The following is a 23,394-nucleotide window of genomic DNA, read 5'->3' as shown; positions in this document are numbered from 1 at the left end:
AACGACATGCGTAAAAACAAGAAGATAGAGTGAGCGTATTGGGTATCATTCAGCGCGACACGCTCTTGAGGCTCTACATCGAGCCGTGGCAGCGAGAATTTTTGGAAAAATCTCAGATATGATTTCACGGCGCTGACTGCCGATCCCATCACGGCACCGTCTATGATCTTTTTTATTTCGGCATGCCTGCGGGGCGAAGATAACGGCGCAGTGCAGCTATTCTGAAGATAGCGTTCGCTGCGCCATATCCAGCATAACCGCTGCGTTGAACGATCTCGAAGAAAAAGCCTTGTTCGTCATTTGGGCTGTAGAGCTGAAAATATTCGCCCCCATCATCGCGATCATACAGCAAATTGGCTGCCTTTAATCTATCGGTAAGTGCTGGCTCCAGGCCAAAACGCGCTTCAAGATCGTCATAATAGTTGGGGGAGATTTCGAGCATTGGAAAGCCGTTTTCGCGAAGTGCGGCGGCTGTCGCAAATATATCATCTGTCGCGAATGCCAGATGCTGTATGCCGGAACCAAACGTTTCAGCAATAAAGCGTCCTGCCAACGTGCGGTGATTTTCAGCGCCATTGAGCGTGATGCGCAGCGTCCCGCTTGTGTTTTCAATAACCTGACTGCGCACAACCCCTGCTGGATCGACAATATCGACCATCGGTGATTTATGTGCATCCGTGATCGACGTATAAAATAAAAGCCACGTCAAAAGTTCATCGAACTTCATTGTCTGCGCAATATGGTCGATATGCGTGAGACCGATCCCGCCGGTATCGCCTGAATTCGCAACATGCTCGAATTCAATATCGAAAATACGGCCGAGATCAGTTTTCTCATCAAGAAAATAAATCAATCCACCGCCAACGCCACGGATCGCAGGCTTGCCGATTTCTCCCGGATCAAGCGGTTGCTCAAAGGGTTCCGCGCCCAATGCAACGGCTCGTTCCAGCGCCGCGGCAGCATCATCCACGCTCAGTCCAATCGCGTAGGCTGTTGGTCCATGCATCGCGTAAGCCGTGCTTGCAAAGCCGCGAATATCCGTGTTGATAACAAGATATATCGCACCCTGACGATAGACGCGTACATCTTTGGTCCGGTGCTTTCCGACAAGGGCAAAGCCCAAAGTGGAAAAGACCTGGCCAAGTCTCTTCCCATTCTCTGCGTTGGCAGCAAACTCGATGAACCCAACACGATCCACTTTCGCTCGCTCCGGCATTTCCGCGACCGTTAACTGGCTTGCGGCCTCAATGCGCTTCACCTGATCACCGAGATAGATAAGTGATCTATGCCCATCTTCGGCAATCGAAGCAGGCAAGCCACCTCGAAACTGATCGTTGAAAATTTCGAGGGAAAAATAGCCGTCATAGCCTGTCGCGGCGACTGCTCGCATGAAGTCCAGAACCGGCAGGTCGCCTTCTCCGGGCATGTTGCGATAGTGGCGGCTCCAATAAAGAAGATCCATGTCAATCAGCGGCGCATCGGCCATTTGAACAATGAAGAGCTTATCCTTGGGGATTGAGCGGATCGAATTTACATCGATTTTGCGCGCCAGCGTATGAAAACTGTCGAGAATAAGTCCAACATTTTGATGATCAGCACGCCGCACAATTTCCCATGCATCGCGGTGGTCATGAATATGTCGTCCCCATGCAAGCGCTTCGTATCCCACACGCAGGCCCCGCTTTGCTGCTCTTTCGCCAAGCGCATGAAAATCGTCAGCAGCCCTGTCGATGCCACCAAGAGCCGCAGGGGATACATTTGAACACACGAGAATAAGATCTGTGCCCAGCTCCTGCATCAAATCGAACTTGCGTTCTGCCCGGTCGAAAGTTCGGCTGCGCAAGGGCTCCGGCATACCCTCGAAATCACGAAAAGGCTGAAAAAGCGTAATGTCCAGCCCAAGGTCTCGCGCCATGCGCCCCACTTGCTGTGGGTTCTCATCAAAAGTGAGAAAATCATTCTCGAATATCTCGACACCATCAAAGCCAGCCTTCGCAATGGCCTCAAGTTTCTGTTGCAGATCTCCACTAATGGAAACGGTCGCTATCGACGTTTTCATGACATGCGCTCCTGATTGAGGCTGTGCTGATACGTGTTTTGCAGATTGAATCGGCTTAACGCGGAACCGGGTCTTAAATCGCAAAAATAGCTGCTGGATTGCTATTCTGTGTTCAGGTTGTCAGCGTAATGCATGTCGATGATAATATCGCATACCAAATGTGCCGCCTTGCATAACATGATGTTAATTTTTGAGGCTGTTCAATCAATATCTGCGAATGAACTGACAGCATTCATTTCTGTACGAAGCAGCTGCACAAAACGATCGGCATAAACGGAGAGGGGGATATCGTTGCGATAAGCGATATAGGTATTAAAGTTGTTTTCAGCATCAATTGGAATGCTTTTGAGGCCCCTTACGACCGCATGTGCCACCGTAAACTCGTCAATGATCGCGATGCCCAATCCGGCCGCAACAAGGCTGCACACAGTCGATCCAAATCGCGCTTTGATGTTCATTTTATAATCAAGACCCGCATTGGTGAACATTGCAGCCATGATCGCCCCATAAGGATCTTTTGGATTGATCCCGATAAGTGGATATTGCGACATTTCCAGAGGGGTTATCTTGCTGCGTGATGCAAGGGGGCTATGTTCCGGCACGATGCATAAAAGCCGTCCCGTTGTAAGCGGCTCAAAATGGATAAGAGGGTGATCAAACCGCGATGAAATCGCAACAATTTCGCCGCGTCCCAGGAGAAGATAATCGACAGCTTCCTCAATCTTAAGAATGTCGAGGTCAAGATGAATATCTGGATAACGCTCGCGAAGTTTCGCAACAGTGCGTGGTATCATGACATTGGCAATGCTTGGCACCGATGCCACGCAGAGTTCCTGCGCTTTTCCCTTGCTCAGATCCGTAACAGCTGATTGAAGATCTTCGATTTTCCGGTGAACCGTATCGAGAAGATCGAAGATATTTCTCGCCTGTGGCGTAGGGACATATCGCCCGCCGCGCCGATCAAACAGCCTTACGCCGAGCGAGTCTTCGGAGTATTTCATCAGCCTGCTAAGGCCGGGCGCTGATACATTGAGCAGTTTTGCAGCGCCAGCGATTGTGCCTGTCACCATGATCGCGCGGATCACTTCTATCTGGCGGAGCGTCAACATTCAGTCGCCTTTCAAATATGCCTTTTTGCCGCTGCTGCGAAACCTAATTCCAAGCTAAATCTCGTGGCGAAGCAGCTTTTGAACTCCGAGCATATGCGCACAATTATTACCAGCACGTTTGTAATATCCAGCCGAGATGCTGTACCGCATGGGCATGCGTTTCGATCTGAGTTTTCGATCAACGCAAATAAAACTCAGCTAACTGCGAAGTTGAGGTGTGTTTTCACAATCTGGTCCTCATGAAGCTGGATCATGAGGACCAGCCGTATGTCTCGTCCAGCAATTGAAATTCGTTCAAACCAACGACATCGCAATATTGCTGATAGGTGATCATCTCAGACGCGCGCGCTTTCGACGTCCCATCACGCTTTAATACTGCCAACGTGTCGGACATTGCCTTCACTGCAGAAAATAGCGTCGACAGTGCATAGAACACCACATTGAAACCCATGCCTTCGAGGTCTTTGGCGGTTAAGGATGTGGTTTCATTGCCATCAACGATGCTGACGACCTTGGGTCCCTCGACATGCCTCGCCACGGCTTCCACTTCTGCGACCGTCTTGATTCCATCCACGAAAACCAGATCAACACCGGTGTCCTGATACATTTTCGCACGACGAATAGCTTCTTCCGCACCTGCCGCAGGCATCGCATCAGTACGCGCGATTAACAGCATATCGCTACCCTTACGCGCTGCCACAGCGCAACGCAGACGGCGAACATTCTCTTCTGCCGAAATCAAGCGAACGCCGGCAAGTTGGCCACAGCGCTTTGGCGCCATTTGATCTTCCAAATGGATCGCGGCAACGCCAGCTTGTAAATATTCTTCAACAGTGCGGACAATATTGGCAGGACCACCGTAACCGGTATCGGCATCGGCAATCACTGGAATATCTACAACGCGCACCATATCGCGCGCATGTGTGGTCATCTCTGTCTGAGTTAAAAGTCCCAGATCGGGCGTGCCAACCCGCGTTGCTGTTGCTCCAAATCCGGTCATATAGATCGCGGGGAAGCCTGACTGCTGTACGAGGCGTGCCGTCAATGCATCCTGCGCTCCAGGAGCCTGTATGATCTTTCCACTGTTAATAAGCGCTTTGAGAGTTTTTGCCTGTGACATCTCTTGATCTCCTTAACGACCGCCGGAGACGTCAAGCACGACCCCGGTAATGTAAGCAGAACTGGGTGAGAGCAGCCAGACCGCAGCGTCTGCGACTTCCTCAGCGCTCCCGAGGCGCTTAAGCGGAATGAGTTCGGCCATTTTTGCAATATTCGCGGGATCAGCGAACACGTCTTTCTGAATTTCGGTATCAATGACACCGGGAGCCAGCGCATTGACACGCACCGCCGGAGCAAGCTCTTTGGCCAAGGCATAGGTATAGGACGCAATGGCTCCCTTGGTCGTTGCATAGGCGATATTGCCAATCATGCCGCCGGTACGGCCAGCAATCGACGAAAGACTGATGACTGAGCGGCCATCATTGCTGCTCATGTGGCGCAGATAGGCGCTCGACACGTAGAAAACGCTTTTCAGGTTAACAGCCAGAACGCGGTCGAGTTCATCGGAATCAAAGTCTTTTACCGTCATGCGATTGCCGATAATGCCAGCATTGTTGACCAGATGATCAATCGCCCCCCAATGACTGACCAATTCTGCGACCGCTGCATCAACGGCACTTTTGTCGGAAACATCGACCTTTTGTGTCATCACTTGGTTGCCAAAGGTAGCAGCAACCTCTGCCAGGCGACTTTCCTGAATGTCCCACACTGCCACCCGCGCCCCCAATCCGGCGAGTTTGGCGGTGACGGCATAACCGATGCCTGATGCACCACCCGTTACCAGAACAACACGGTTTCGAAAAAAGTCGATAGGGCCGGGAGAATTTGGATTTTGCTCATTCATGAAAAGATGCCGTCCTTGCCAAGGTTGAAAACTTGCGTAAGCGAACCGGGGGATCACACATGCGCATAGCGTCCCATTAAAGGGCACATCTAAAACCTATTTGTCAATCTAGGGTACAAGTTTTCGCATACTACTTGTAATATACGAAATGCGGCGATACACAGATATTGAGAGCTTCAGATGGAAGGGGTGTTCAGGGTATTGCGCCGTGGGGAAACAACCGCCTTCTATGCGGCGCGAACACGCTAACGCTGAGATCTGGGACTCTGAGCCTTAAGCGGCATGTGCCACGAACTGGCTCAAAGCGCGACTTACCTAGGGAGGAAACCGTGGTACACTCTGTCACTGGTGCGATGAGCGCCAATACTTCACTGCGCGACAGCACGATCCGCAAGCTTAACGTGCGCATCGTCTTGTTTTGTTTCATTGCATTTATCATTAACTATCTTGATCGTGTGAACATCGGTTACGCCGCTCTTCATATGAACAAGGATATTGGCCTGACCCCATATATGTTTGGTATTGGGGCTGGGATTTTCTTCATCGGCTACATGTTGTTTGAAGTGCCAAGCAATATGATGCTGCACAGGTTCGGGTCGCGCATCTGGATCGGGCGCATCATGGTGACATGGGGAATTGTTTCTTGCGCCATGGCCTTTGTTCAGGGTCCCATATCGTTCTACATTCTGCGTTTTCTGCTGGGGGTTGCTGAAGCAGGCTTTGCGCCCGGCGTTCTGCTTTATCTGACCTTTTGGTTTCCCGCTAAAGAGCGCGGTCGGGCGACTGCCTTGTTTATGACCGCGACAGTGCTTTCCATCGTCCTTGGCGCGCCGCTATCAGGCTGGCTTATGGATGCCGGTGAAGGTCTGTTTGGACTTCATGGTTGGCAGGCTATGTTCATCCTGGAAGGTATTCCGGCCGTTATTCTTGGTATCATCACTTTTTTCTATCTGGTGGATAGCCCGGAAAAAGATAGCAAATGGCTTGATGCTGATGAGCGCGCCTGGTTGTTAAAAGAGCTCGCAGAAGAGCGTAAAGGCAAGCAGGCAGATACGCGTCATTCGTTGCGCGAAGTGTTCAGCGACTATCGCGTCTGGTTGCTCACGCTGGTTTATATGTTCAATGGAATTGCCATTTATGGCGTGATCATGTGGCTCCCGCAGATCGTCAAGAGCCTTGGTGATTACTCGGCAGCGCAAACGGGTCTGATTTCAGCGATCCCCTTTGTCTTTGCAGCACTGGGCTTGGTTGTGATCTCTCGCAGCTCCGACAAGACAGGAGAACGCAAAATTCATACCGCAATTGCCGGTTTGTTCGGGGGTGGGTTCCTTGCCGCCAGCGCGCTTGCACCAACACCACTTGTGGGACTGTTGTTGCTTTGCGCCTGTGCCTTCTTCCTCTGGTCATATCTCGGCGTATTCTGGACGCTGCCGACGCAATTTCTCTCTGGTGCTGCAGCCGCTGGTGGCCTTGCAGCCATTAACGGGTTCGCGCAGCTGGGCGGTTTTACCGGCCCCTACTTGGTTGGCTATGTCAAATCGACGACCGACAGTTTTTCTCTGGCGCTTTTGACACTCGCTGTATTCCCAATCTTAGGTTTTTTCATCTGCATGAGCCTTAAGGCGAAACGAGATTGAAGATGTCCACAGACTGGCCAGGTATTTCTGGCCAGTCGTTTCTATTCAAACCACACAAGTACCTATAAGATTTTCATATGAAAAAGATTCGCGGCAAAACCAAAGCGAGTTTGGCAAGCTCTATTGCTGATCGTATTCGCGTGGCTATTGTTAATGCCGAATTTGATTTCGGAGAAAGTCTCTCTGAAGATACGCTCGCTACGGCTTTTGAAGTCAGCCGGACGCCTGTCCGCGAGGCGCTCAATATTCTGCAAATGCAAGATCTGGTCCATATCGTACCGAAATCGGGAACCTATGTTTTTACGCCAGATCATAACGACATTGCTGAATTATGCGATTATCGTGTTGCGCTGGAAACACAGGCCATCACGCTTTCACTGGCGCGCGCCAAAGCGAAACTCGTTATTGATCTCAATACGCATTTTGAAGCCATGCGCGTTGCAATCGCCAAGCAGGATTTACGTAGCTACGGGCGTCACGATACTGAATTTCATCTGACTTTTTTCAGGAATTGCGGCAACCGCTATCTGGCGCGGGCCTATGATCATATTCTAGGGCGTGTTGCAGCCTTACGCACACATCTCGCAATCGGTGCGAAAGGTGAACCGGACCGTTCATTTGGTGATCATGGTTTGATGATAGATCTGGTAAAAGATAATGAGTTGACCACGCTGACGACAGTGCTTTCAGATCATATCCTGCGCACCAAGAGCAATTATCTCAACGCGTTTGACCAGTTGCCGAAGCAGCCGTCTGACACCCGTACATTGCGGCTACGCAAGCAACTTTCGCTTTTCAAGGAATAAAGTGCATCACCCGGCTCTTGGAGCATCGATCTGATTAAATTCGATCGGCGCTCCAAGAGCCGGCTATCAAGATGGATCAATTATACCGTTTCCAGTGCGATGGCGATGCCTTGACCGACACCAATGCACATGGTGGCCAATGCATATTTGCCGCCGTTCAGCCGTAATTCCAGAGCGGCTGTTCCTGTTATGCGTGCCCCTGACATGCCGAGTGGATGGCCAAGCGCGATGGCACCGCCATTGGGATTGACTCTTGCGTCATTGTCATCAATCCCCAGTTCGCGCAGTGTTGCCAGTCCTTGACTGGCAAAGGCCTCATTGAGCTCGATCACGTCAAGCTGATCCGGTTGAAGGCCGAGGCGAGCCAAAAGTTTTTGCGAAGCCGGAGCTGGACCAATCCCCATAATGCGCGGCGGAACACCGGCAGCCGCTCCGCCAATGATACGCGCTATCGGTGTCAGGCCATATTTTTTAATGGCCGCTTCCGATGCGATGATCAGCGCAGCCGCTCCATCATTGACACCTGAAGCATTTCCGGCTGTGACCGTTCCCCCTTCACGAAAAGGGGTTCCAAGCTTTGCAAGCGCTTCCAGTGTGGTTGGACGCGGATGCTCGTCCTTATCCACGCGCAACGGGTCTCCTTTGCGCTGGGGAATTGTGACGGGTATGATCTCCTTCGCGAGGCGACCACTGGCCTGAGCCGCTGCTGCCTTATCCTGGCTACGCAAAGCAAATGCGTCCTGATTTTCGCGGGAAATATTGTATTCTTCGGCGACATTCTCACCGGTTTCCGGCATGGAATCGACGCCATATTGCTGCTTCATCAGCGGATTGACAAAGCGCCAACCTATAGTGGTATCGAAGATTTCAGCTTTCCGGGAAAATGCGGTTTCAGCTTTTGGCATCACCAAAGGCGCGCGGCTCATGCTCTCAACACCGCCCGCAATTACCAATTCCGCCTCACCTGCTTTGATGGCGCGTGCGGCAGTTATTACAGCATCCATGCCGGAACCACACAGACGATTGATGGTCGTTCCGGATACCTTCACTGGAAGTCCTGCCAGCAACAGCGACATGCGGGCAACGTTGCGGTTATCTTCCCCTGCCTGATTGGCGGAGCCGAAAATCACATCATCGATCGCTTCCCAATCGACCGTTTCGTTGCGCTCCATCAAAGCTTTGAGTGGAACAGCACCCAGATCATCAGCACGAACCGATGAAAGCGCCCCACCATAACGGCCGATAGGGGTACGGATATAATCACAAATATAAGCTTCGGTCATGATGGTGTCTCACAATTCCGGAACAACAAGATTAGCAACGGATCCATTAACGTGAAGCTGTGCACCGGTCATGGCCTGCAACTCATCAAAGCTCATATCAGCCAGCTTCTCGCGTAAAACAAATCGCCCTTTTTCAACGTCGATAACGGCATGACTGGTGTAGATGCGTGTGATGCAGGCAACGCCTGTCAGCGGAAACGTGCATTGTTCTACAAGCTTAGGCTCACCCTTTTTTGTGACGTGTTCGGTAATCACAACCACTTGTTTGGCGCCATGCACAAGATCCATAGCCCCACCAACCGCAGGCACGCCCTTTGCACCAACCCGCCAGTTGGCGAGATCGCCATTCTGGGCAACCTGATAGGCGCCGAGAATTGCCACATCAAGATGCCCGCCGCGAACCATCGCAAAACTATCGGCATGGTGAAAGAAAGCAGCGCCAGGCTTGAGCGTGACAGCTTTTTTGCCAGCATTGATCAGATCCCAGTCTTCTTCCCCTTGAGGGGGCGCTTCTCCAAAATCCAGAATACCGTTTTCAGTATGGAATATCGCTTGCCGTCCCGCTGGCTGGTATCTCGCAACCATTTCGGGAAAACCAATGCCAAGGTTTACATAAGCGCCATCGGCAATATCCTGTGCTGCACGCCAGGCAATTTGTGCATTCGATAACTTGATGTCCTCACGAGTATCGACGGTCATACGTATTCAACTCCTGCCCGAATGAGCGTTTCTTCCTGTTGGGGATCCGCGACTTCCACGATGCTGTCGACGAAAATGCCGGGAGTAATGACGTTCTCCGGGGCAATCTCCCCAAGTGCTACAGTTTTAGACACCTGAACGATGGTCTTGGCGGCAGCCATGCACATAAGAGGATTAAAATTACGCGCAGCCATTCGGTACGTCAGGTTGCCATGGGGATCGCCTGAATGGGCTTTGATCAATGCAAAATCAGCCTTTAACCAGCGCTCCTGAACGTAATGTCGCCCGTCAAATTCGGCGATTACCTTGCCTTCAGCAAGTTCGGTTCCATAGGCCGTTGGCGTATAAAATGCCGGTATTCCGGCCCCTCCGGCACGAATGCGCTCGGCAAGTGTTCCTTGCGGAACCAGTTCAAGTTCAATTTGCCCTGCAAGGTACTTATCAGTAAATGCGCGGGGATCGGATGAGCGTGGAAATGAGCAGATCATCTTTTTAACCATGCCGGCATCAATCATCGCGGCGATACCAATGCGCCCATTTCCGGCATTGTTATTAATAACAGTCAGGCCCTTCGGCCGCTTGTCGATAAGCGCATGTATAAGCTCAATCGGCGCGCCCGCGCCACCAAAGCCACCGATCATAACGGTGGCTCCGTCGCTGATTTCAGCGACTGCATCAGCAAGGCTTCCAATAATTTTGTCCATTCAAAATCTCCCTTTTGCCACCCGCACTCCCTGCGCAGCCTGAATACGCTTGAGAGCTCTGTTTTCACGTATGTCTTCTTCTCAAAGTGGCTTTGATTTTCGTGAGACATGCTTTTGGTGGGGCTTCTTGCAGCAAACCTGCCTCAAGTAAGCCACCACGCAGGCAAGCGGTCAAATATTTTGTTCATTATTTGACATTTGTTCGTATATCGCACAAAATCGATCATCACTTTTGACTGGGGCGCGTGATGCGAGAGACCGATTTTTTAGGTGGGTTCGCCAAAGGACTGGCGGTGATAGAGGCGTTTGGAGAGGATAAGCCACGACTTTCCATAACCGATGTATCGCATATTACGGGGCTTGACCGCGCAACCGCGCGTCGCTGTCTCTTGACGTTGGCAGAATTGGGTTATGCTGAATATGACGGCAAATTCTTCATGCTGTTGCCCAAGATATTGCGGCTTGGGCATGCATATCTCTCTGCGACACCACTACCAACGATTATTCAGCCTCATCTGGATCAACTCTCCGAGGCTGTGGGCGAAAGCGCTTCGGCTTCAGTGCTGGATGGAACGGAAATCGTTTACATCGCGCGCGCAGCCCAGATACGGGTCATGTCGATCAACCTGATGCCGGGAAGTCGTTTGCCGGCTTATTGTGCTTCGATGGGGCGCGTACTGTTGTCATGGCTCCCTGAAACCGAAGCGCGTGCGCTGCTTGCCCGTTCCGATCTGCAATCGAGAACCCGTTATACGCGCACGGATCCTGATCGGTTGATGGAAGAGTTTACACGTATCAGAGCACAAGGCCATGCAATCAATGATCAGGAACTGGAACTGGGTCTTCGCTCAATTGCGATACCGATATTCAATAGCCGCGGAACGATTGTGGCTGCATTGAATATCGGCGCGCCAGCAATGCGTGTTGAGGTAGAGGAGCTGATTGAGCGTATTTTGCCCGCAATGCAACGGACGCAAAGCGCTCTTCGAGCGGTCCTGCCGTAGAGTGCGTTGCCTTAAATTGCTTTTGCGGTTTCACGAATAGTCTGGATGAGTATTTGCAGTGCGGTTGACGGTATTGCATCGGTGCGGATGGTCAATCCGACCGGTCCCGTTGTTTCACTGGTATCAATTGGCAATGGCACCAAACGGCCTTCCGCAATGTCAGTTGCCACCACACCTTCAGAAATAATCCATATCGCATCACTCTCACGGACAAATGCGCGTCCGAAAGCGTCCGAAACGGTATCGATCTGCATTGGCAGTGGTCCAATTCCATTCACGATTAAAAGCCGATCAACAAATGGCCGAATAATCGAATTCTGGGTCGGCATAAGCACGGGATAATCTGCGAGACAATCAAATAGCGAGCGTTTTCCAGAGGTGAGTGGATGGCCAGCACGCACGAGGAACAGCACTTTTTCTGAATAGAGGTGCTCGAAGGAAAAGCCTGTCATCTTATCGGGCGCAGCCAAGCGTCCAACCACCAAATCAAGATCGCCGACGCGCAACTGTTCCAGCAGAACCGCATTTTCGCCTGTGACAATCTTGATCGGACTCCCGATTTTTTCGGTCAGAAACAGGTTGATGGCATTTGGCATGATGCGTGTTGAAACGGTCGGCAATGCGCCGATACGCAGTGGTGGACCAGATCCATGAAGCTCCTGAGAAACGGAATCCAGCCCTTGCCGTAGCGCTGACAAAGCAGTGCCTGCATGACGTAGAAATACCTCACCATAACGCGTGATGCGAATACTGCGACCATCACGCTCAATCACGGGAACGCCAAGAATTTCTTCCAACTCACGGATTGTTTTTGTTACGGCGGGCTGGCTGACATGTAGCACCTCGGAGGCTTTCATTACGCCTTTTTGGCGCGCAACCTCAATGAGTGTGTGTAAATGGCGAAGCTTGATACGATGGTTTATCATTATTTTCATAACCTATAAGTTATGAGTAGGTACAATAATATCATTATACCTAACCATACGAAAATGCCAGTCTGGTTTAACGGAGGAGATCAGCGTGCAGTTTGCTTATATCAACAATATTGCCGTGCATTATGACTGGAACCACGCAGGCGAAGGTAAGCTGGCGGTTGTCTTCATCAATTCGCTCGGAACTGGTCTGGGTATATGGGATGATGTAAAGGCGCAGTTGGGTGATGGCTATTCCATTCTCACTTACGACAAGCGCGGACATGGCCTCTCAGATGTTGGTAAAACGCCTTATTCAGTCGAAATGCTCGCAGCCGACTTGATTGCGCTGATCGAACATCTGGCAATTGGAAAAGTGGTCATTTGCGGCCTTTCCGTTGGTGGACTGATCGCGCAGGAAGTTTACGCCCAGCGGCCCGATTTAGTAGCTGGGTTAGTTCTTTCCAATACCGCCCATAAAATTGGTACTGGACAGATGTGGAATGACCGTATTCGTGCGATCGAAGAAATTGGTCTTGCGGGGATTGTTCAAAGTACGATGGCGCGTTGGTTTACAGCGCAGTTTCGCTCGTCTGATAACGCTGCCTTTGCTGGTTATTGCAATATGTTTACGCGTCAACCGCTAGATGGGTATATTGCAACTTGTGCGGCGCTGCGTGACGCAGACCTCACATTCGCTGCAGCCAACATCAAAGCCCCGACGCTCTGTATTGGCGGCGATCAAGATGGTGCGACACCGCCCGATCTGGTTCGCGAGCTGGCAAAGCTAATCCCCGGCGCGCGCTTTGAAGAAATCCGTGACAGCGGTCATATCCCTTGCGTCGAACAGCCTTATATTTTTGCCAAACTGCTTGGCGAATTCATACAATCAGTTGAAAATGGAGATAAGGCCGATGTCTAATAAAGCTGCGCCATCCGAGCGCTATCAGACAGGTATGGGCGTACGTCGCTCAGTTCTCGGTAATGCTCATGTGGATCGCGCCCAATTGACAACCACTGATTTTGACATGCCGTTTCAGGAGTTGATTACTGAAGCTGCGTGGGGAACTGTCTGGGCGCGACCTGGACTCACTAAACGCGAGCGTTCCATTGTTACGATCGCACTTCTGGCCGCGCTCGGTCAGGATGAAGAGGTGGCCATGCATGTGCGTGCGACCGCAAATACGGGTGCCACAAAAGAAGATATATGCGAGGCGCTGATGCATGTCGCGATCTATGCAGGCGTTCCCGCTTCAAACCATGCATTTAAAATCGCCAAGCTAACATTTGAAAAGATGGAAGCAGCCAAGCAAGCCGAGGGGGACGCATCGTGAGCAACATAAAACCTGAAACGACACCGTTTTTTGCCCGCGATCTGGCGGTCCACCCTCCGGCCTTTACGCCCGGTTATAAATCCTCGGTATTGCGTTCGCCAACGCGTGCGCTTTTGTCTCTCGAAGGCACAAAGAGTGAAATTACCGGGCCTGTTTTCGGACATAACATGCTTAATGAGCTGGATAATGATCTTATCCTCAATTACGCAAAACCTGGCGAAATGGCGATTGGTCCACGTATTCTCGTCCATGGCCGTGTGCTGGATGAAAGCAACCGTCCAGTACCGGGAGCGCTTGTGGAGTTCTGGCAGGCTAACGCGGGCGGGCGGTATCGCCATAAAAAAGATACTTATCTTGCAGCAATTGATCCAAATTTCGGTGGCGTGGGGCGCACTATAACCGATGAGAACGGTGGCTATTGGTTCAGGACGATTCAACCAGGTGCATATCCGTGGCCAAATGGCGTCAATGACTGGCGTCCAGCTCACATCCATTTTTCGATTTTCGGTGCGGGCTTGTCCCAGCGACTGATCACACAAATGTATTTCGAAGGCGATCCGCTGATCTGGCGGTGCCCAATTGTTAATACCATTCCTGACAAATCAGCAATTGAACGGCTGATTGCACCGCTGGATATGAATGCAACCCTGCCAATGGACATGCTCGCCTATAAATTCGATATTGTATTGCGGGGTCGTCGCTCAACGTTATTTGAAAACCGCATGGAGGGAAATTAATCATGGTCCAACCACTCGGTTATTTAAAAGAAACCGCATCCCAGACTGCTGGACCATACGTCCATATAGGCTGCACGCCCAATTTTGCCGGCATCCACGGTATTTTCAAAGAAGACCTTGGGGCGGGCCCGCTTGTTAACGACAAGACGCGTGGCGAATGCATAGCCATTCGGGGAAGAGTGTATGATGGCTCCGGCACAGCGATGAAAGACGCTATGGTGGAAATCTGGCAAGCCGATGCCGCCGGACTTTACAATAGCCCAACGGAAACGGGTGGTAAGGCTGACGAAAATTTTCGTGGCTGGGGCCGCTGCCCCGCCGATATGGAGACTGGCGAGTTTCATTTTGAGACGATCAAACCGGGGCGCGTTGCATTTAAAAACGGACGTTTGATGGCCCCACATGTCACGCTTTGGATTGTTGCGCGCGGCATCAATCTTGGGTTACATACACGCATGTATTTTTCCGATGAGGAAGAAGCCAATGCAACAGACCCGGTTTTGGCGCGGATTGAACATCGGGTTCGTGTGCCAACCCTGATCGGCGAGCGCAACGGTGATACCTACACATTCGACATTCATTTGCAGGGCGAAAACGAAACTGTTTTCTTCGATATATGAGCATTTCAGTTTTTAATCACGCCTTTCAATCGGGGCTGTTCGGCGATGATGAAGTCGCGCGGGCATTTGAAGCCTCATGCGATGTGCGCGAGATGCTGCGTTTTGAAGGAGCACTTGCCAATGCTCAGGCTCAATTGGGAATCGTGCCAAGCGTTTCAGCGAAAATCATCGCAGAGGTTGCAGCAGGCCTCCAACCGGATATGGATGCTCTGAAGCGGGCGACCGCGCGCGATGGTGTTGTGGTGCCGGAACTGGTGCGCCAACTGCGCCATGCAGTCGGAGAACACTATGCCGCTCATGTGCATTTGGGCGTAACCAGTCAGGACGTTATCGACACCAGCCTGATCCTGAGACTGAAGCAGGTGTTTCAGCTTTTCGATCAACGGTTGACCCACTTGATTGAGCGGTTTGATCACCTGGATCAAGTGTTTGGGGGTGTTGAATTGACCGGCTATACGCGGATGCAGGTGGCTATCCCTATTCGGGTCAGCGATCGGATTGGCGCATGGCGCGCACCGCTTGCACGCCACTTGCAACATGTGCGCAGTTTGCAATTTCCATTGCAATTTGGCGGTGCTGTCGGCACGCTGGACAAATTTGGTGAATATGCAGCGCCGTTAAGAGCCGCACTTGCAACCATGCTTGGCCTGAACGATGTACCCCAATGGCAAACCCAGCGCGATTATGTTGTAGCATTCGCAAATGCGTTATCATCCATCACCGGTAGTCTTGGTAAGTTTGGTCAAGATATCGTTTTAATGGCAGAAATTGGTGATGAGATTTCTATACGCGGCGGCGGTGGTTCCTCGGCCATGCCGCACAAGCAAAATCCGGTTGAGGCTGAAGTCTTGGTTTCCTTGGCACGGTTTAACGCTATTCAGGTGTCAGCTATGCATCAATCTCTGGTGCATGAACAAGAGCGCTCAGGTGCAGCCTGGACACTGGAGTGGATGATTTTGCCACAAATGGCGGCAGCGACTGCGGCTGCGTTGAATATGGCGGCCAACATCACACAAAACATCGTCTCCATCGGCAAAAAAAACAAACCACAAACTTAGCGCTTTGTACAACCTTGCTTTCGACTTGAACATGCACCGGGTGGTATTGGTGGGTGGCCAATATCGACATGCGTTTCATGATGATCTTGGCGATTAACAAATCGCTTTTGCGGACAAAACATGGTCAAGATTTTCCGAGTCAAGCTAAGCTTGGAACTTATCATGACGAGACCTATTTCAAAGGTATTTGTTGCAGTGGTGTAAGATAGCTATTGCACCGAGAAAATACATTGTTTTTTATGTTATCGTTGCCATCATTTCGTATCGCTCTTTCCTTATCCGGCGGATGGAGACTGTGCGTCCAATCGCGTCAGCAAAGCGTGAACGAACATGAACGCCCGGATCTTCAGGGTCTTGTGCTGCAACATACTCCTTTGCGACGAGGATCACTCCGTCATGTAAAGGCGTTACCAATCCCACTTTACCTTTACGGTAGATAGCTGCCAGAAGGTTTGGGCTGAAGGCACGATTGGCGTAACGGACCGGGGTCCAGTCCAGTCGTCCCATCGATATGCCCTGCAATTTCAGCGACTTGATGTTGGAGCGCATCATACTCTCCGACACCGGAGCGGTATTTGGGGCTAAGGGGATAACTAGAGGGCTTTCTGCCACCAATTTCGTATTGGTTTTGGCATTTTCAGCGGGATAGCCAGCGCACAGGCTCATGCCATTGATACGATTGACGGCTAAAAACATGGCTTCGTCGGTATCGTCATTACCGGCAGCAGTCGGACATTATCTGCCTGACAATTGCTTCTTGCTATGGGCCTGCCGATAGTGGATGGCGAAAGCGCCGTCCTTATCCTCAAATAAAAGTTTTGCCAGATCCATATCATAATTATCCATGAGATAGGGGACACGTTACCCATCGCAGCTGACAAACCGCTTTTTTAGATTTAACCGCAACAAGAGCAGAGATAGCGACTGTATTCATCATTCGCATTGATGATGTGTGCATCAAGTGTGATTTCGAAGCCTGCTATTGCGGGTTTCGATCTGATTGAACCTGATAGAAACTTTAAGTTGCGCTCTGCGTTTCAGCGCTTCGTATCGATGATGTCATCGGCCGGGCAAATGGCTTCTTCTTTGGTTTAGGCAACAGACCTTCACGCTGAGCCTTTTTCTTTGCTTCTTTTTTCGCTCGACCTATTGCAGCTTCTTTTTCGCGAATTCGTCTTTCGGACGGCTTCTCATAAGCGCGACGGGCCTTCATTTCGCGAAACACACCTTCGCGCTGCAATTTCTTTTTCAAAACACGTAGGGCTTGATCGACGTTATTATCTCTGACTAGAACTTGCAAAGTATCTCCTCTCTATTGTTTTTTATACAGAATGATCACGGGCTATTCTTGCAGCCCTCAAACGATCGGTCTTGGCGGCGATAGCGGATCTCTCCTCGTTGAGAATAGCTTGAGCTGCCAGATCCGTTCGCGATTTCTGTGCTTCAAGGCGTGAAGGCATTGGCTTGAACAGCGTATCTTTTGTAAGTTCTGTTATCATTGTTTTTTCTTCCGATTTGCGTGAATATCTATAGCGACCGCGTTCGGCTTTTAGAGCAACCGCCCGCACTTCTTCTCAAAACATTTGAAAGTTTTGCCCACTCTCCCGACAAAACGGGGCGCTCTGCGCTGACATTTGATGTCGATGCCTGTTTTACAGGCGTAACATCAAGTTTTCGTATAGTGGGAATGAAGTTATACGCATGATCAATTTGAGTTTTCATGATGCCTCCCAGGTGAAATATTTCCTAGTCTGAAAAATATCAAATAAAAAAGGGTCGAGTGTCCACCCGACCCCTCAAGTTTTAACTTCTTTCAACAGTGCCAGTACATCCGTGGTCAAAGGAAAGAAGAAAAAATATTTAAGCAGCCTGCAGGTTGCAAGCCGACATTTTGCCGGACTTCATGTCCCGCTCCATATCGTAGCCAATCTTCTGGCCTTCGACGATTTCGCGCATTCCGGCGCGCTCGACGGCAGAGATATGAACGAAGGCATCAGCGCCGCCGTTGTCAGGCTGAATGAAGCCGAAGCCTTTTGTGGAATTGAACCATTTAACTGTGCCAGTGGTCATAATGAACCCTTTCATAGCAGTATAGAGGATGGCACGCTGTTGCGTGCGCAAAGTGATAACGATTTTTAAAAGGGGGTTCGTTCAGGGCACGGTGCTAAACGTGCAATAAGCAAAACTCATCAAGAAAATATCGATGTATTTTTAATATTATTTTTTTGATTAATTGTCAAATTATATTTTAATAATATTCTGTTTGGGCGCTATTTTTGAATTTTATTTTATAATCTATCGTCGATAATATTTATGAAGTTAAGTCAGGCGAGCTCTCTCCTTATCGGAGAGCTCACCCAAAAGATAAGTTGTTCATTTATGGCGTGCCATATGCAGCGGTATTGTTCGGCAATGGTGCGACGTTCATGCCATGATTTGGAATGACACCTGACATAAAATTCTGCAGAACAAGTTGCGACTGTTGAAAGAGCGGGCCGGATAGCGGCTTCATTTTGAAGGTCACATAACTGGCTTTGGACATCATCTGTCTGAGGATGCGATTGCTCATATGGAAATCAACGTGGTGAATATTGGAAGGCATGCAGCCCTCCTTTCAGATTGTGGGTAAGGACAAGCTGGTCCCTGTCAGCAAGCCTTGATAAAAATGAATGGGCCCGCAGCTTGAGGGTCGGCTTTTATGGGCCAAATAGCAAGGAAACAATTGAGGTCACTTAAAGGCGGACAATTAGTTGCCCATAGGAGCCCTCAGAGGTGGCCCGGTGCGTCAAAGCAGTTTCGGATTTCTTTTGGGGGTAAAACTTTCGACGCAGCAAGGTGCTTTGCCCTCTGTTATCTGAATTTGAGCCTCAATGTTTAAACAATATATTTGATTATAATAATCGCCAGCGAGACAGTGATTGCACCGCCGATACGCGTCGCAATCTGCGCGAAAGGCATGAGCGTCATACGGTTTGCAGCAGTAAGGATGGCGATGTCCCCTGTGCCGCCTTGACCGCTATGACAGCCGACCACGATCGCGGTGTCGATCGGATACATTTTAACCAATCGGGCGGTGAAAAAGCCGGTCGCGATAAGGGAAAACACCGTAGCGAATACTGTTATGACGGTTGGGAGGGTAAACACAGCAACAAATTCTGCCCACGGCGTAAAGGCGACGCCCATAGCAAACAGCAGTGGCCAGGTGACAATGGTTGAGAAAAACTTGTAGACATCGCGGCTTCCGCTTTCGATGCTCGGCTCAAATACGCGGCCGATCTTGGCGGCAACAACCAGAAACAGCATGCAGATGGGTGCGGGAAATTCCGTCAATTTTTGAATGAAGACGCCGAGAAGGTATAAGCTGACAATCGTGACGCCCGCCGCTGCGATTTCGGTTATGTCGGCTGATTTTGAATTTTCAGTGTTTTGGGAAGCCACATTTGCCTTGCCCGGTTGAAGCTGTCCTTCGCCGGTCAGGCGGGGCAAACGCTTGCCCAACAGATTGAGAAGTCCGCATAGCAGGACGGCTGTGAAGCTCCCAAGCATGACAATGGGTATGATCTGAGCAAAAAGCACATCTTGTGATTGATGAAGGATGAGTGAGTATCCGAGAGACAAGGGGATTGCGCCTTCTCCCAAGCCTCCCGCCATAATTGGAACGACGATGAAAAACAGACTGTGCGTGGCGGTGAATCCCATCGTCATGCCCGTCAAGGTGCCGACGATCATAGCAACGATCGACCCGGCGGCAAGGGGAATGAATACCTTGATGAAACCTGCCAACAGGACCTGACGGTCCATGCTGATGATGCTGCCGACGATAATTGCTGAAATATATAGATAGAGAAAATTCGACTGTTTGCTGAATGTCGTCACGGATTCTGCAACCGACGCCGGTATCCAACCATAGAAAACTGCAGCCGAAGGGACAACAAATGCCATGATTGCGGCACCGCCCATCAGCCCGAGGATTCGCACACGCTTGCCCAATTCCATAAAGAAGAAGCCGCCAATCGCCAGAATGCCGATCGACATCGTCAAATCAGAGGGCACCTTACCGATTGATACGAAGCCAACGACGAGAAGCGCGATAAGCAGATAAACAGGAAGCGGAACGATGCCTATGCGAATGCGCTGTGCAAGCCAGAAGCTTTCACGCCAATCTGCGCTACAAGTTTTATGCTCGGTCTGTTCACGATGAGCCATGCTTCCTCCTTCACGCTATTGTTTTAAATTTCAATAACTTTGGTGCTGAAATAAAATAAGATCTGCATTGACGGTGCGCGTAATTGCGCCCTGTCGCTGGAAATTTTTCGGATGCGTATTTCGTTGTTTTGTTTATAAGTATAATTTATAAATAATGGTGGTTATAACAATTTTTATTTAACTTGTATTTAGTATTGAATGTAATTTTATTTGTTGTAAATTGCGTGCGCCTTGTGCGGAGCGGAGTATAGGATATGAGTTTAAGCTGTACTTTAAGCGGGTTTGGTCAGTTTTCCGGCCGGTCGTAATTATCCGCCGGTTTTCGCTGCCCCTTTCATCGCTGTTTTAAATGCTGCGCAATAGTGCTGCAGTCAGCGGGTTGTATGAAATTTCTTCATTCTTAAATCCTTATTGAGAAAAGGCACGGACTTTCAAAATTGACATCAGTTAGAGCGCAAAAGATAAATTAGTCCAACTCCTGCAATTGAGGGGGAGGATTCAAGCAGCTCTTACAGCCATGTGGCATCGATGTATGTCATAAGCTAGCGTTGACCGCCTCTCGAACGGGTATAATTTGCGGAGTTGCATAATCGTAAAGTATGGCAATATGGCGTCACCGACAAAAACGCCATTGCACAGCTTCAAAGGCCGAAGACAGTGATCGTGTAGCCGGTCTGTTAAGGTCAGCCGTTTTGGCCGGTGCAAATTTTGCCGGTTAGGAAACGGGCGATGCCCTATGCGCCGTGCTGCGCTTTTGCATTTGGAATATAACGAAATAAGCGCGATCCTTCCTGTATTTTAGAGCAGTTTTGTTGCGCTCATTGCTGCAAACACATTGACTCTTTTTTCAAAGGGCTTAAAAGCGCAATCGGAAAAGGAGACAATCCCGTGAATGCTTCTCGCGCATCACATAGCCTGTGCGGACGAAATGGCCTCATCGCCATTTTGAGCCCTATGGCATCCGTTTCCAAAACTACCATGGCCACTTGCATTAAAACGACCACCAAAACGGTCTGACCCCTTGGCCTGCTCGCCCTCTCTCCCCGGGTCCGGCCCAGGGAAAAGGCCCGCTGGTCGCGGGTTTTTATGGAAGCGGAGAGGACAGGAGAAGGTAAATGGGTTTTAAAGTTGCAGTCGTCGGCGCCACCGGAAATGTCGGTCGCGAAATGCTCAATATCCTTGAAGAACGCGGTTTTCCGGCTGATGAAGTCGTCGCGCTTGCTTCGCGTCGTAGCCAGGGAACGGAAGTATCCTATGGCGACAAGACGCTGAAGGTAAAAGCACTCGACCAGTATGACTTTTCCGATACCGACATTTGTCTCATGTCCGCTGGTGGAAATATTTCCAAGGAATGGTCGCCTAAGATCGGTGCGCAGGGCTGTGTCGTTATCGATAATTCGTCCGCATGGCGCTATGACGCCAATGTGCCGCTCATTGTGCCTGAAGTGAACCCGGACGCGATCGAAGGTTTTCGCAAGAAGAATATTATTGCCAACCCGAATTGCTCGACTGCGCAGCTCGTCGTGGCGCTGAAGCCTTTGCACGATGCAGCCAAGATCAAGCGCGTCGTTGTTTCGACCTATCAGTCCGTTTCGGGTGCTGGCAAGGAAGGCATGGATGAGCTGTTCCAGCAGTCGCGCGCGGTGTTTGTTGCTGATCCGGTCACTGCTCAGAAGTTCACCAAGCGGATCGCGTTCAACGTGATCCCGCATATCGATGTCTTTATGGAAGACGGTTACACCAAGGAAGAATGGAAGATGGTGGCCGAAACCAAGAAGATGCTTGATCCAAAGATCAAGCTCACGGCAACGGCCGTTCGTGTGCCTGTGTTCATCGGTCACTCGGAAGCCGTCAACATCGAGTTTGAAAACCCGATTTCGGCTGAAGAAGCACGCGATATTCTGCGCGAAGCGCCAGGCTGTCAGGTTGTCGATAAGCATGAAGACGGCGGTTACATCACGCCGTATGAATCGGCTGGCGAAGATGCAACCTATATCAGCCGTATCCGTGAAGACATCACGGTTGAAAACGGTCTGGCACTGTGGGTTGTTTCCGACAACCTGCGCAAGGGCGCAGCTCTCAACACGATCCAGATCGCCGAACTGCTTGTCGCTCGTGGCCTCATTACGCCAAAGGCACTGGCTGCTTAATCAAGATTGCAGATCGCAAAATAAAGGCGCCGGTTTTCCGGCGCTTTTTCAATTTGAGAGACTGTCTTTGAGATTGTTGCGGACATCAAGCAGCTGTGCTCGAAGATGCTGTAAATCCCCGATGGGTTGACCGAGTGCGCAAAGCACCTGTTCCGGGATGCTTTCAGCTTGTTTGCGCAAAGCACGGCCTTCATCGGTCAGCGTGATGCGAACCTGCCGTTCATCTTGGCTGTCACGGCGGCGCGCAATATGCCCTGCTGCTTCCAGCCTTTTTAAAAGCGGGGTGAGGGTGCCGGAATCGAGATTGAGTTTCGCGCCGATTTCAGAAACCGTGCGGTTATCCTGTTCCCACAAAACAATCATGACCAGAAACTGCGGGTAGGTGAGTTCCAGCTTGCTAAGGATCGGCTGATAGGCGCGCGTCAGCGCATTCGCCGTCGAATAGATCGCAAAACAGACCATGTCCGACAAATTGAGATGAGATTCCTTTGGGTCTTCTTTCATAGCGCAAGCTCCATGGCAGAACTTTATAGGAGGTGCAATTGAATTGCGCATCACATATTTGTGATAATGTATTTTGCAAAATTAAATTGTGCACAATTTAATAATTTGCAATTTTGGTTGCGGAGATACATGAATCCTCACCAACGGAGATTTTCAAATGGCTATTCTTTACACGACGCAATCGACGGCAACCGGTGGACGCACAGGCAGCGCCAAGACCGCTGATGGACGTCTCAGCGTTGTTCTTGACACACCAAAGGAGCTTGGCGGTTCGGGCGGCGAGGGAACCAATCCTGAGCAACTGTTTGCATCTGGTTATGCAGCATGCTTTCTCGGGGCATTGAAATTTGTCGCAGCCAAAGAAAAGGTTTCTGTTTCCGCTGATAGCACAGTGACCGCAACGGTTGGTATTGGTCCGCGTGAAGATGGTACTGGTTTTGGACTGGATGTGGCTCTGGAAGTCGCTCTGCCGGGCGTTGATAAGGCCAGGGCAGAAGAGCTGGTCAATGCCGCGCACATTGTTTGCCCTTATTCACATGCAACGCGCGGCAACATCGATGTCCGCCTGAGCGTGGCATAAAGCGCATCCCGAAAAGTGGGAACCGGTTTTCGGAAAAAGATGTGCGGCGAACAAAATTTGCACAAGGCGCCCAGACGGGCGCCTTTGTTT

The 23,394-nt window shown here is 50.5% G+C and carries 24 protein-coding genes and 1 pseudogene; 10 read left to right on the top strand and 15 right to left on the bottom strand.

All coding sequences use genetic code 11. The annotated features are described in order from the left end of the window. Positions 1-172 precede the first annotated feature (172 nt). The 4 genes from ABE527_RS15795 to ABE527_RS15780 form a co-directional block, all read right to left on the bottom strand. Positions 173-2,059, bottom strand: a complete 1,887-nt coding sequence (locus ABE527_RS15795; RefSeq protein WP_499697489.1) for a bifunctional sugar phosphate isomerase/epimerase/4-hydroxyphenylpyruvate dioxygenase family protein — start codon at positions 2,057-2,059, stop codon at positions 173-175. A 200-nt stretch (positions 2,060-2,259) separates the two neighbouring features. Then, positions 2,260-3,168, bottom strand: coding sequence for a LysR family transcriptional regulator (locus ABE527_RS15790; protein WP_499697488.1), 909 nt, complete (start codon positions 3,166-3,168; stop codon positions 2,260-2,262). Between the two features lie 250 nt (positions 3,169-3,418). After that, positions 3,419-4,288 carry an isocitrate lyase/PEP mutase family protein gene (locus ABE527_RS15785; RefSeq protein WP_499694851.1) on the bottom strand — a complete coding sequence of 290 codons (870 nt, stop codon included), beginning with the start codon at positions 4,286-4,288 and terminating at the stop codon, positions 3,419-3,421. 12 nt (positions 4,289-4,300) lie between these two features. Next, positions 4,301-5,071, bottom strand: a complete 771-nt coding sequence (locus tag ABE527_RS15780; RefSeq protein ID WP_499697487.1) for an SDR family NAD(P)-dependent oxidoreductase — start codon at positions 5,069-5,071, stop codon at positions 4,301-4,303. 329 nt (positions 5,072-5,400) lie between these two features. On the opposite strand from ABE527_RS15780, the gene ABE527_RS15775 reads away from it, so the two are divergent. Together ABE527_RS15775 and ABE527_RS15770 are read left to right on the top strand one after the other, a co-directional pair. Next, positions 5,401-6,708: an MFS transporter gene (locus ABE527_RS15775; protein WP_499694849.1), complete on the top strand. Its 1,308-nt coding sequence runs from the start codon at positions 5,401-5,403 to the stop codon at positions 6,706-6,708. Positions 6,709-6,785: 77 nt separating this feature from the next. Beyond that, positions 6,786-7,514: a GntR family transcriptional regulator gene (locus ABE527_RS15770; RefSeq protein WP_499694848.1), complete on the top strand. Its 729-nt coding sequence runs from the start codon at positions 6,786-6,788 to the stop codon at positions 7,512-7,514. Between the two features lie 80 nt (positions 7,515-7,594). Here the strand turns inward: ABE527_RS15770 and pcaF are convergent, their stop codons facing one another. The 3 genes from pcaF to ABE527_RS15755 are packed head-to-tail and all read right to left on the bottom strand — an operon-like array spanning position 7,595 to position 10,200. Then, complete coding sequence (pcaF, locus tag ABE527_RS15765; RefSeq protein WP_499694847.1) at positions 7,595-8,797, bottom strand: 3-oxoadipyl-CoA thiolase; 1,203 nt, start codon at positions 8,795-8,797, stop codon at positions 7,595-7,597. Between the two features lie 9 nt (positions 8,798-8,806). Then, positions 8,807-9,496 (bottom strand): CoA transferase subunit B, encoded by a 690-nt coding sequence (locus ABE527_RS15760; protein WP_499694846.1) that lies wholly within the window; start codon positions 9,494-9,496, stop codon positions 8,807-8,809. Further along, positions 9,493-10,200, bottom strand: coding sequence for a 3-oxoacid CoA-transferase subunit A (locus ABE527_RS15755; protein ID WP_499697486.1), 708 nt, complete (start codon positions 10,198-10,200; stop codon positions 9,493-9,495). The genes ABE527_RS15760 and ABE527_RS15755 overlap by 4 nt, the downstream gene beginning before the upstream one ends. A 248-nt stretch (positions 10,201-10,448) precedes the next feature. Here ABE527_RS15755 and ABE527_RS15750 point away from each other — a divergent pair, with 248 nt between their 5' ends. Further along, entirely contained in the window at positions 10,449-11,204 is a 756-nt protein-coding gene (locus tag ABE527_RS15750) for an IclR family transcriptional regulator (RefSeq protein ID WP_499694844.1), read from the top strand. A gap of 11 nt (positions 11,205-11,215) precedes the next feature. On the opposite strand, the gene pcaQ is transcribed toward ABE527_RS15750, so the two are convergent. Beyond that, positions 11,216-12,130, bottom strand: coding sequence for a pca operon transcription factor PcaQ (pcaQ, locus tag ABE527_RS15745; protein WP_499697485.1), 915 nt, complete (start codon positions 12,128-12,130; stop codon positions 11,216-11,218). A 94-nt stretch (positions 12,131-12,224) separates the two neighbouring features. Here pcaQ and pcaD point away from each other — a divergent pair, with 94 nt between their 5' ends. The 5 genes from pcaD to ABE527_RS15720 are packed head-to-tail and all read left to right on the top strand — an operon-like array spanning position 12,225 to position 15,864. Continuing rightward, entirely contained in the window at positions 12,225-13,037 is an 813-nt protein-coding gene (pcaD, locus tag ABE527_RS15740; protein WP_499697484.1) for a 3-oxoadipate enol-lactonase, read from the top strand. Next, positions 13,030-13,449: a 4-carboxymuconolactone decarboxylase gene (gene pcaC, locus ABE527_RS15735; protein WP_499697483.1), complete on the top strand. Its 420-nt coding sequence runs from the start codon at positions 13,030-13,032 to the stop codon at positions 13,447-13,449. The genes pcaD and pcaC overlap by 8 nt, the downstream gene beginning before the upstream one ends. After that, positions 13,446-14,186 carry a protocatechuate 3,4-dioxygenase subunit beta gene (gene pcaH / locus ABE527_RS15730; RefSeq protein ID WP_499697482.1) on the top strand — a complete coding sequence of 247 codons (741 nt, stop codon included), beginning with the start codon at positions 13,446-13,448 and terminating at the stop codon, positions 14,184-14,186. Before pcaC ends, pcaH begins: the two co-directional genes overlap by 4 nt. Positions 14,187-14,188: 2 nt before the next feature. After that, positions 14,189-14,806 (top strand): protocatechuate 3,4-dioxygenase subunit alpha, encoded by a 618-nt coding sequence (pcaG, locus tag ABE527_RS15725; RefSeq protein WP_499697481.1) that lies wholly within the window; start codon positions 14,189-14,191, stop codon positions 14,804-14,806. Continuing rightward, the gene (locus ABE527_RS15720) at positions 14,803-15,864 is read left to right on the top strand and encodes a 3-carboxy-cis,cis-muconate cycloisomerase (protein WP_499697480.1); all 1,062 of its coding nucleotides are present in this window, start codon (positions 14,803-14,805) and stop codon (positions 15,862-15,864) included. Before pcaG ends, ABE527_RS15720 begins: the two co-directional genes overlap by 4 nt. A 306-nt stretch (positions 15,865-16,170) precedes the next feature. Here ABE527_RS15720 and ABE527_RS15715 read toward each other — a convergent pair. From ABE527_RS15715 to ABE527_RS15690, 6 genes and pseudogenes are all read right to left on the bottom strand, one after another. Beyond that, a pseudogene (locus ABE527_RS15715) lies at positions 16,171-16,450 on the bottom strand (trehalose-6-phosphate synthase); the annotation flags it as partial. Between the two features lie 432 nt (positions 16,451-16,882). Further along, complete coding sequence (gene rpsU, locus ABE527_RS15710) at positions 16,883-17,164, bottom strand: 30S ribosomal protein S21 (protein WP_265985109.1); 282 nt, start codon at positions 17,162-17,164, stop codon at positions 16,883-16,885. Positions 17,165-17,186: 22 nt separating this feature from the next. After that, complete coding sequence (locus ABE527_RS15705; RefSeq protein ID WP_265985110.1) at positions 17,187-17,363, bottom strand: hypothetical protein; 177 nt, start codon at positions 17,361-17,363, stop codon at positions 17,187-17,189. A 361-nt stretch (positions 17,364-17,724) separates the two neighbouring features. Then, entirely contained in the window at positions 17,725-17,934 is a 210-nt protein-coding gene (locus tag ABE527_RS15700) for a cold-shock protein (RefSeq protein ID WP_094507679.1), read from the bottom strand. Positions 17,935-18,241: 307 nt separating this feature from the next. Then, positions 18,242-18,466 (bottom strand): hypothetical protein, encoded by a 225-nt coding sequence (locus ABE527_RS15695; RefSeq protein WP_265985115.1) that lies wholly within the window; start codon positions 18,464-18,466, stop codon positions 18,242-18,244. A gap of 272 nt (positions 18,467-18,738) precedes the next feature. Further along, a complete protein-coding gene (locus tag ABE527_RS15690) occupies positions 18,739-20,070 on the bottom strand; it encodes a 2-hydroxycarboxylate transporter family protein (protein ID WP_499697479.1) in 1,332 nt (443 codons plus the stop codon). A 1,115-nt stretch (positions 20,071-21,185) separates the two neighbouring features. On the opposite strand from ABE527_RS15690, the gene ABE527_RS15685 reads away from it, so the two are divergent. Then, positions 21,186-22,220, top strand: coding sequence for an aspartate-semialdehyde dehydrogenase (locus ABE527_RS15685; RefSeq protein WP_265985116.1), 1,035 nt, complete (start codon positions 21,186-21,188; stop codon positions 22,218-22,220). Positions 22,221-22,268: 48 nt separating this feature from the next. Here ABE527_RS15685 and ohrR read toward each other — a convergent pair whose 3' ends face one another. Then, a complete protein-coding gene (gene ohrR, locus ABE527_RS15680; RefSeq protein ID WP_265985117.1) occupies positions 22,269-22,724 on the bottom strand; it encodes a transcriptional regulator OhrR in 456 nt (151 codons plus the stop codon). Between the two features lie 157 nt (positions 22,725-22,881). Here ohrR and ABE527_RS15675 point away from each other — a divergent pair, with 157 nt between their 5' ends. After that, complete coding sequence (locus ABE527_RS15675) at positions 22,882-23,304, top strand: organic hydroperoxide resistance protein (RefSeq protein ID WP_499694836.1); 423 nt, start codon at positions 22,882-22,884, stop codon at positions 23,302-23,304. The last annotated feature ends 90 nt before the right edge of the window (positions 23,305-23,394 follow it).

This window comes from Brucella sp. TWI432 (assembly GCF_039674445.1).
In the GTDB taxonomy this organism is placed as follows: Bacteria; Pseudomonadota; Alphaproteobacteria; order Rhizobiales; family Rhizobiaceae; genus Brucella; species Brucella chromiisoli.
The sequence above is the reverse complement of the archived record's forward strand: the minus strand, read 5'-3'. Positions and strand labels throughout refer to the sequence as shown.

Excerpts from the sequence above, each read along its gene's own strand:
- ABE527_RS15795 (WP_499697489.1), bottom strand. The coding sequence starts at position 2,059 with ATGAAAACGTCGATAGCGACCGTTTCCATTAGTGGAGATCTGCAACAG.
- ABE527_RS15790 (WP_499697488.1), bottom strand. The coding sequence starts at position 3,168 with ATGTTGACGCTCCGCCAGATAGAAGTGATCCGCGCGATCATGGTGACA.
- ABE527_RS15785 (WP_499694851.1), bottom strand. The coding sequence starts at position 4,288 with ATGTCACAGGCAAAAACTCTCAAAGCGCTTATTAACAGTGGAAAGATC.
- ABE527_RS15780 (WP_499697487.1), bottom strand. The coding sequence starts at position 5,071 with ATGAATGAGCAAAATCCAAATTCTCCCGGCCCTATCGACTTTTTTCGA.
- ABE527_RS15770 (WP_499694848.1), top strand. The coding sequence starts at position 6,786 with ATGAAAAAGATTCGCGGCAAAACCAAAGCGAGTTTGGCAAGCTCTATT.
- pcaF (WP_499694847.1), bottom strand. The coding sequence starts at position 8,797 with ATGACCGAAGCTTATATTTGTGATTATATCCGTACCCCTATCGGCCGT.
- ABE527_RS15760 (WP_499694846.1), bottom strand. The coding sequence starts at position 9,496 with ATGACCGTCGATACTCGTGAGGACATCAAGTTATCGAATGCACAAATT.
- ABE527_RS15755 (WP_499697486.1), bottom strand. The coding sequence starts at position 10,200 with ATGGACAAAATTATTGGAAGCCTTGCTGATGCAGTCGCTGAAATCAGC.
- ABE527_RS15750 (WP_499694844.1), top strand. The coding sequence starts at position 10,449 with ATGCGAGAGACCGATTTTTTAGGTGGGTTCGCCAAAGGACTGGCGGTG.
- pcaQ (WP_499697485.1), bottom strand. The coding sequence starts at position 12,130 with ATGATAAACCATCGTATCAAGCTTCGCCATTTACACACACTCATTGAG.
- pcaC (WP_499697483.1), top strand. The coding sequence starts at position 13,030 with ATGTCTAATAAAGCTGCGCCATCCGAGCGCTATCAGACAGGTATGGGC.
- pcaG (WP_499697481.1), top strand. The coding sequence starts at position 14,189 with ATGGTCCAACCACTCGGTTATTTAAAAGAAACCGCATCCCAGACTGCT.
- ABE527_RS15720 (WP_499697480.1), top strand. The coding sequence starts at position 14,803 with ATGAGCATTTCAGTTTTTAATCACGCCTTTCAATCGGGGCTGTTCGGC.
- ABE527_RS15705 (WP_265985110.1), bottom strand. The coding sequence starts at position 17,363 with ATGATAACAGAACTTACAAAAGATACGCTGTTCAAGCCAATGCCTTCA.
- ABE527_RS15700 (WP_094507679.1), bottom strand. The coding sequence starts at position 17,934 with ATGACCACTGGCACAGTTAAATGGTTCAATTCCACAAAAGGCTTCGGC.
- ABE527_RS15695 (WP_265985115.1), bottom strand. The coding sequence starts at position 18,466 with ATGCCTTCCAATATTCACCACGTTGATTTCCATATGAGCAATCGCATC.
- ABE527_RS15690 (WP_499697479.1), bottom strand. The coding sequence starts at position 20,070 with ATGGCTCATCGTGAACAGACCGAGCATAAAACTTGTAGCGCAGATTGG.
- ABE527_RS15685 (WP_265985116.1), top strand. The coding sequence starts at position 21,186 with ATGGGTTTTAAAGTTGCAGTCGTCGGCGCCACCGGAAATGTCGGTCGC.
- ohrR (WP_265985117.1), bottom strand. The coding sequence starts at position 22,724 with ATGAAAGAAGACCCAAAGGAATCTCATCTCAATTTGTCGGACATGGTC.
- ABE527_RS15675 (WP_499694836.1), top strand. The coding sequence starts at position 22,882 with ATGGCTATTCTTTACACGACGCAATCGACGGCAACCGGTGGACGCACA.